The 579-nt window shown below is 68.0% G+C and carries 1 protein-coding gene; it reads right to left on the reverse strand.

Annotated elements, in window-relative coordinates; genetic code table 11:
• Positions 1 to 579 (reverse strand): mechanosensitive ion channel family protein (locus tag H0B54_RS29395; RefSeq protein WP_188263282.1); only part of this gene is annotated, 579 nt, incomplete at both ends.

Below are 579 nucleotides of genomic sequence, written 5' to 3' on the forward strand. Positions count from 1 at the left end.
CGGATCGTCCACCCGCACCACCACGCCGCGCCCGACCAGATGGATGCCGTGAGCCTGGAAGGCCCGGATCAGGCGGTGGTAGGCCTCGCGCCGGATGACGAACTGCTCGTTGGGCTTGGTGATGAATTTGACGCCGATGATCGCCGCGTCGTCCTCCACCCGCCGCACGCCCTGGGACTTCAACGGTTCGATGAAGCTCGGCCCCATCTCCGGGTCGGCGGACAGCTCCTTGCCGACTTCCTTCACCAGCTTCTTGACCAGCCCCATGTCGGTCTCCGGCGGGACGCGGAACTCCAGCCGCATCAGCGCCCAGTCGCGGCTGTAATTGGTCAGCGCCTTGATCTGGCCGAAGGGCAGCGTGTGCACCGCGCCGCGGTGATGGCGCAGCTTCAGCGAGCGCAGGGAGATGCCCTCCACCGTGCCGCGCAGGTTGCCCACCTCCACGTAGTCGCCCATGTGGAAGGCGTCCTCCAGCAGGAAGAAGACGCCGGCCAGGATGTCGGCGATGGTCGATTGCGCGCCGAGCCCGATGGCGATGCCGACCACCCCCGCCCCGGCGAGCAGCGGCCCGATCTCGAT

The sequence above is a fragment of the Azospirillum tabaci genome (genome assembly GCF_014596085.1).
Taxonomy (GTDB): Bacteria; Pseudomonadota; Alphaproteobacteria; order Azospirillales; family Azospirillaceae; genus Azospirillum; species Azospirillum tabaci.